We start from the raw sequence: 7625 nt of genomic DNA on the forward strand, positions 1-7625 counted from the left end.
CCTTTTACATGAAATTGTCTGGTAGTTATAGCGGAGAAGTCACACCTGTTCCCATACCGAACACAGTAGTTAAGCTCTCCAGCGCCGATGGTAGTTGGGACTTTGTCCCTGCAAGAGTAGGACGCCGCCAGGCAACCAATAAGCGAAGATACGTTATCCCGTATCTTCGCTTATTTTTTTACCGTTCGGGAAACGGTAAATTCCGTAGACTGTAAGATAACTACGCACTTAAGCAAGAGTCCAGTGCCCTTCAGACCTTCAGGTGCCTATTTGTAACAGCAGTTCGATATTAGTATAGTAAAACGACCTACATTTGAAGTTGCGAGGGAACAGGTCAAACGGCATCAAGGACACCTGCGATTTTTAGTAGTAAATAAAGTATAAAAGCTTTCTTTCTGCATAAGTGTAACTAAGGCTTAGCGATAAACCAATTTTTCCAAATTTGTATAGATGAACGATAAAATCAAAATCAAAAAACCGTAAACCGTATAAAATTATTGATACTATGTTGTAGAATGAATAATATAGATAGTAATTGAGGTGTTTATATGACAGAAGCTATTGATCAAATTTTTGGGGATAACTTTTCTGTGATTATGCTAAGGATAGTTATCGCGTTGTTCCTTTCAGGTCTAATTGGCTTTGAACGTGAAATGAAAAATCATTCAGCAGGTTTTCGAACGCATATTCTTGTAGGCGTTGGCGCCTGTCTAATGATGTTACTATCCTTGTTCGGATTTGAGTCATTTATCAATTCATCTGGTAACATTCGTTTTGATCCAACTCGTATTCCTTCATATGTAATAAGTGGGATTGGCTTCTTAGGTGCGGGAACAATTATGGTGAATGGGATGACCATTCGTGGGTTAACCACAGCTGCATCAATATGGACTGTTGCTGGACTGGGTCTTGTGGTTGGTGCAGGTATGTATGCAGTAGCAGTATTTACGACCATCGTTATTTTGCTCAGTTTAGTATTTCTTAATAATTTTGAGAAGCTCTTTAGAAAAGGAATATATTCTAATCTAATTGAGATTGTTGCATTACCGGATTTAAAGATTAATAATATTATATCTGTTTTTGAAAAATTTGAATTAACGATTAAAAAAGTTGAAATTGAAAGAGTAGATAAAGATACCAGAAATATTTTTATAAAAATAGAACAAAATGCCAGTTTGGACCGAGTGGCATTATTTGAAGAAATATCAAAAATAGATCAAATTAAGAACATTATTGAAAGAAATTAAACTAATTTCCTAAAGAAAAAGCACTTGTACCGGGTAATTCCGTGCAAGTGCTTTTTGTTTTTTAGATTTTTCGTTTTAATTTTACGACTGTTGGCGAAAATAGTTTTGAACAATGTATTTGCTCTATGTTCTTTTTTTTCGTATAATACAATTAAAGTCAAAGATAGTCAAAGTCAAGAATGTGGTTAGCCTATGTTGCTTGTATATCAATACCATCACTCATATGATAACGAGGAGGAGCACTTTTGAGTAATATATCTGATATCATAGAACAGCATTTGAAGAAGATATTGGAAGCAACAAGACAAGATACGATTGAAATTAAGCGAAGTGAAATCGCAGATCAATTCCAATGTGTTCCATCGCAAATAAATTATGTGATTAATACACGGTTTACTGTGGAAAAGGGTTATATAGTAGAAAGTAAGCGAGGCGGTGGAGGGTATATACGAATTATTCGTATAAAGTATCAGGAAAAGTCAGATCTTATTGACGAAATTATAGACCTTATTAACCCCGCCGTTACACAGCAGGCATCGCTTGATATATTGGAACGTCTGCTTGAAGAAGAGTTAATTACAACCAGAGAGGCAAAGATTATGTTAAGCGCAATTGACCGTAACGTTTTGGCGTTTCAATTACCACTACGAGATGAAGTAAGGTCACGCTTGTTAATAGCAATGCTCACTACACTGAAATACTTAAATTTATAAAGGGAGGGGAACTAATGGAATGTCAGGAATGTAAGCAGCGACCTGCATCCTTACACTTTGCACGTGTTGTAAATGGAAATAAAACGGAGATACATCTTTGTGACATTTGTGCGAAAGAGAAAGGTTATTTGACATATCCAGAGGAAGGTTATTCTCTGCATAGTTTATTGACAGGGTTATTTAATTTTGATGCAACATCTATTGCTACGCAAAATCAATCAGATAATCAGGAAACAAAGGAATTGCAGTGTCCTAAATGTGAGATGACTTTTTCCCAATTTAAACGTGTTGGTAAATTTGGATGTGCGGAGTGTTACAAAACATTTTCAGATCACCTGGATCCTGTGTTTCGCAGAGTACATAGCGGAAATACAAAACACTATGGAAAAATCCCTAAACGTCAGGGAGGAAATATACACACAAGAAAGCAAGTAAATGAATATAAAGAGAAATTGACACAATTAGTCAGCAATGAAGCTTTTGAGCAAGCTGCTGAGATAAGAGATAAAATACGTGATCTGGAAAAAGAGATGCGTCAGTCTGAGGGTGGTGATCAAGCATGACATTACAACATTTTATGAATGAAGCAATTTCTCCGTGGATGCGATGTGATGGACCTGATAGTGATATCGTTTTAAGTAGTAGAATAAGACTAGCACGTAACTTTGCGTATGCCGCATATCCGATTATTGCTGAAAACGAAGAGTTAGAAAAAATTAGGGAATTCTTCAAAAAGGAATATGATCATCAGTCTTTCCAGGATTACGAGGACTTCCAATTCATTTCAATGCGTGATTTAAGTGCAATTGAAAAGCGTGTCTTAGTGGAGAAACATTTAATTAGTCCCCATCTGGCTAAGCACTCTGAAACTGCTGCTACCCTTATTTCCAAAAGTGAACAGGTATCTGTAATGATTAACGAAGAGGATCATATTCGAATCCAATTATATTTTCCTGGTTTCCAATTAAATAAAGCGTTGGAAAAAGCATTCGAATTTGACGATTGGTTGGAAGAAAAGGTTAATTATGCATATGATGAAACTAGAGGCTATTTGACCAGTTGCCCAACAAATGTTGGTACAGGGATGAGAGCTTCCGTTATGATGCACCTGCCTGCTCTAACACTTACCCAGCAAATAAACCGAATGATTCCAGCTATCAACCAACTAGGTCTTGTTGTTCGTGGAATCTATGGTGAGGGTAGTGAGGCAGAAGGAAATGTATTTCAAATTTCCAATCAAATTACGCTTGGAAAATCTGAAGGAGATATCGTTCAGGATTTGCAAAGCGTTGTACAGCAATTAATTGAACAGGAAAGAAAAGCAAGAACTAGAATCATGGAAGAATCCAGTACACAGCTTGAAGATCGAATTTATCGGTCATACGGAGTGTTGGAGCACAGTAGAATTATAGAATCAACTGAGGCAGCTAAATGTTTATCAAATGTTCGACTGGGAATTGATCTGGGTATGATTAAAGATGTATCAAAAAACATACTTAATGAATTAATGGTTTTAACTCAGCCGGGTTTCCTTCAGCAATATGCAAAGGAATCTTTAACACCAACAGAACGGGATGTAAGAAGAGCTACACTTATCCGTGAAAGATTACAATTAGAGAAAAAGTAGGAGGAAAGCCATATGATGTTTGGACGTTTTACAGAAAGAGCTCAGAAAGTTTTGGCGCTATCACAGGAAGAGGCAGTTCGGCTTGGGCATAATAATATCGGTACAGAACATATATTACTAGGCTTAGTACGTGAAGGAGAAGGTATTGCTGCTAAAGCATTGCAATCACTAGGATTAGAAATTGAAAAAATCCAACAAGAGGTGGAGCAGTTAATTGGTGTTGGGAAACAACCAATGCAAACAATTCACTATACCCCACGTGCTAAGAAAGTTGTTGAACTGTCACAGGATGAGGCAAGGAAGCTTGGCCATTCCTATGTAGGTACAGAACATATTCTGTTAGGCCTTATTCGTGAAGGAGAAGGCGTTGCAGCACGTGTTCTAAACAATTTGGGTGTTAGCTTAAATAAATCAAGACAACAGGTATTGCAGCTATTAGGAAGCAATGAATCACAAGCAAATCGCCAGGGGCGCGGTGGGCAAGCAACAAGTGCAAACACACCTACCCTTGATTCGTTAGCACGTGATCTGACGGCTATTGCAAAAGAAGGAAATGTTGATCCGGTTATAGGTCGCGGGAAAGAAATTGAACGTGTGATTCAAATACTTAGTCGACGGACCAAGAATAACCCGGTGCTCGTTGGAGAGCCTGGTGTTGGTAAAACAGCTGTAGCTGAAGGATTAGCACAGCAAATAGTAGATAATGAGGTGCCTGAAACGCTACGTGACAAACGGGTTATGACGCTTGATATGGGTACCGTTGTAGCTGGTACAAAATATCGTGGTGAGTTTGAGGATCGATTAAAAAAGGTTATGGAAGAAATTAGGCAAGCCGGTAATATTATATTATTTATCGATGAGTTGCATACATTAATTGGTGCTGGTGGTGCAGAAGGTGCAATCGATGCATCAAATATATTAAAACCATCACTTGCTCGAGGAGAGCTTCAATGTATTGGTGCTACAACGCTTGATGAGTATCGCAAGTATATTGAGAAGGATGCTGCACTAGAACGCCGTTTTCAACCAATTCAAGTTGATGAGCCAACGCTTGAAGAAACAATTTTGATTTTACGCGGGCTTCGTGACCGCTATGAAGCACATCATCGTGTCACAATCACAGATGAAGCAATAGAAGCGGCAGCTAATCTTTCTAATCGTTATATAACTGACCGGTTTTTGCCAGACAAAGCAATTGACTTAATTGATGAAGCTGGTTCAAAAGTACGCCTGCGTTCTTACACAATTCCACCAAATTTAAAAGAATTAGAGCAAAAGCTTGAAGAAGTTCGTAAGGAAAAAGATGCGGCGGTACAAGGGCAGGAATTTGAAAAAGCAGCTTCTTTACGGGATTCAGAACAAAAGCTTCGTGAAGAATTAGAGAAAACAAAAAATAAGTGGAAAGAAAAGCAAGGCCAGGAAGACTCGGAAGTTACGATGGAAGACATCGCAGCAGTAGTATCTATCTGGACAGGAATCCCTGTAATCAAACTAACCAAAGACGAGAGTGCCCGGTTATTAAAAATGGAAGAGACGTTGCATAGCCGTGTAATAGGTCAAGAAGAAGCAGTAAAGGCTGTTTCCAAAGCGATTCGTCGTGCAAGAGCGGGATTGAAAGACCCAAAACGTCCAATTGGCTCGTTTATTTTCCTAGGACCGACTGGAGTAGGAAAAACAGAACTTGCCCGTGCGCTGGCTGAATCCATGTTTGGCGAAGAAGATGCAATTATTCGTGTTGATATGTCTGAGTATATGGAGAAACACTCAACATCAAGACTGGTTGGTTCACCACCAGGTTATGTAGGATATGAAGAAGGTGGACAATTAACTGAAAAGGTTCGTCGTAAACCATATTCTGTGGTTTTACTTGATGAAATTGAGAAGGCTCATCCAGAAGTGTTTAACATTCTGTTGCAGGTACTAGAAGACGGTAGGTTGACTGATTCAAAAGGTCGGCTAGTAGATTTCCGGAACACTGTAATAATTATGACTTCAAACGTTGGTGCAAGTGAGCTTAGGAAAAGTAAAAGTGTTGGCTTTAACCTGGAGGAAGAAGGCCGAGACTATAAAGACATGAAAGCTAAGATAACAGAAGAATTGAAGAAAGCATTCCGTCCAGAATTCTTAAATAGAATTGATGAGACGATTGTGTTCCACTCTTTAGAGAAAAAACATATGAAAGATATTGTTACTCTAATGGTTCAACAACTTCAAAAGCGTCTGAAACAAAGTGACATTGACTTTTCTCTTACCGATAAAGCATTGGAGAAAGTTGCCAATGAAGGATTTGACCCTGAATACGGTGCACGACCACTACGTCGTTCTATCCAAAAGAATATTGAGGACTTGTTATCTGAAGAATTACTGAAGGAAACAATTTCAAAAGGGGAAAAAATTAAAGTTGGATTAAATAATAAAGGTGAATTTACAATTCTACCTTAGAAGAGATGAAAAAATGCAGTAAAAAGCTAGAAGGGTGCACCTTCTAGCTTTTTACTATCTCTTGTGAATGATTTTGCGTGGTAGAGTGGATATTGTGGCATAAGTTAGAAAAAAGTTTATAAAATTGATAAAAACCTGTAACCTTAAGCGAACTTATTTCGTATACAATAGATGTACAGGTTGAAAGGGATGATTCATTTTGGCTAAACGAAAAACAAAATATGTATGCCAGGATTGTGGCTATGAGTCTGCCAGGTGGATGGGAAAATGCCCTGGATGTAATAACTGGAACACCCTAGTTGAAGAAATTGAGCCTGTAAACAACAGTCGTCATACTTCCGGGGGAGCTCAAATTATACAAAGAAAACCAGAAAAAATAACGGCGATAGAATCAGATAAAGAGCCTCGAATCACAACACAAATGAAAGAATTTGACCGTGTACTAGGGGGAGGAGTAGTTCCTGGGTCACTCGTGTTAATCGGAGGTGATCCTGGTATTGGTAAATCAACCTTACTCTTACAGATTTCATCGCAATTAGCAGACAAACAGCTGCCAGTACTGTATATTTCGGGAGAAGAATCAGCAAAACAAACGAAACTACGTGCAGACAGATTAGAAATTAAGTCCGACTTGCTGTACGTTTTGGCTGAAACAAATCTATATGATATTTCAAATCAAATTGCTCAACTAAAACCATCTTTTGTTGTAATTGATTCGATACAAACGGTATTTAGGGAGGAAGTAGCAAGTGCTCCCGGTAGTGTTACACAGGTTCGTGAATGTACAAGTGAGCTAATGAAAATCGCAAAATCTAATGGAATTCCAATTTTTATCGTTGGTCATGTAACGAAGGAAGGGTCAATTGCAGGTCCTAGAATACTGGAACATATGGTTGATGCTGTTTTGTATTTTGAAGGTGAACGCCACCATACGTATAGAATACTTCGAGGGGTAAAAAACCGTTTTGGCAGTACAAATGAAATGGGAATTTTTGAAATGAAAGAAGTGGGATTAAGAGAGGTCATGAACCCTTCAGAAATATTTCTTGAAGAGCGTTCCCAAGGTGCTGCTGGTTCCACCGTTGTAGCGTCGATGGAGGGGACAAGGCCAGTACTTGTAGAGATACAGGCGTTGATTTCACCATCAAGCTTTGGTAATCCTCGTAGAATGGCAACGGGAATTGACAGTAGTCGTGTACCTTTGCTAATGGCTGTCCTTGAAAAACGTGTTGGTCTTATGCTGCAAAATCAAGATGCTTATGTGAAAGTTGCTGGTGGGGTAAAGTTAGACGAGCCCGCTATTGATTTAGCGATTGCAGTCAGTATCGCATCTAGCTTCCGGGATCAACCAACCAATCCTGATGATATATTTGTAGGGGAAGTTGGTCTGACAGGTGAGATAAGGCGTGTTTCCAGGATCGAGCAAAGAGTTCAGGAAGCCGCTAAAATGGGATTTAAGCGGGTTATTTGTCCAAAGAGAAACATTGATGGATGGACACCACCAGATGCGATTCAAGTTATTGGTGTCAGCACCGTACAAGAAGCACTTGAAATTGGAGTATCCAGGTAGTTACAATGGTTTAATATTCCAAATAA

General features: G+C 38.6%; 6 protein-coding genes and 1 rRNA gene. All 7 read left to right on the forward strand.

Features of this window, described 5'->3' with window-relative positions:
• Positions 1-17: 17 nt before the first annotated feature.
• Positions 18-133 (forward strand): 5S ribosomal RNA (gene rrf / locus ACOI1D_RS20435).
• 415 nt (positions 134-548) lie between these two features.
• The gene (locus tag ACOI1D_RS20440) at positions 549-1247 is read left to right on the forward strand and encodes an MgtC/SapB family protein (RefSeq protein WP_422503916.1); all 699 of its coding nucleotides are present in this window, start codon (positions 549-551) and stop codon (positions 1245-1247) included.
• A gap of 245 nt (positions 1248-1492) precedes the next feature.
• Positions 1493-1960 carry a CtsR family transcriptional regulator gene (locus tag ACOI1D_RS20445; protein WP_422503918.1) on the forward strand — a complete coding sequence of 156 codons (468 nt, stop codon included), beginning with the start codon at positions 1493-1495 and terminating at the stop codon, positions 1958-1960.
• A gap of 14 nt (positions 1961-1974) precedes the next feature.
• Positions 1975-2523 carry a UvrB/UvrC motif-containing protein gene (locus tag ACOI1D_RS20450; protein ID WP_422503920.1) on the forward strand — a complete coding sequence of 183 codons (549 nt, stop codon included), beginning with the start codon at positions 1975-1977 and terminating at the stop codon, positions 2521-2523.
• Positions 2520-3587: a protein arginine kinase gene (locus ACOI1D_RS20455; protein ID WP_422503922.1), complete on the forward strand. Its 1068-nt coding sequence runs from the start codon at positions 2520-2522 to the stop codon at positions 3585-3587. The genes ACOI1D_RS20450 and ACOI1D_RS20455 overlap by 4 nt, the downstream gene beginning before the upstream one ends.
• 12 nt (positions 3588-3599) lie before the next feature.
• Positions 3600-6029, forward strand: a complete 2430-nt coding sequence (gene clpC, locus ACOI1D_RS20460) for an ATP-dependent protease ATP-binding subunit ClpC (RefSeq protein WP_422503923.1) — start codon at positions 3600-3602, stop codon at positions 6027-6029.
• Between the two features lie 199 nt (positions 6030-6228).
• Positions 6229-7599: a DNA repair protein RadA gene (gene radA / locus ACOI1D_RS20465; protein WP_422503925.1), complete on the forward strand. Its 1371-nt coding sequence runs from the start codon at positions 6229-6231 to the stop codon at positions 7597-7599.
• The last annotated feature ends 26 nt before the right edge of the window (positions 7600-7625 follow it).

This window comes from Virgibacillus sp. DJP39, from assembly GCF_049310925.1.
In the GTDB taxonomy this organism is placed as follows: domain Bacteria; phylum Bacillota; class Bacilli; order Bacillales; family Amphibacillaceae; genus Virgibacillus_F.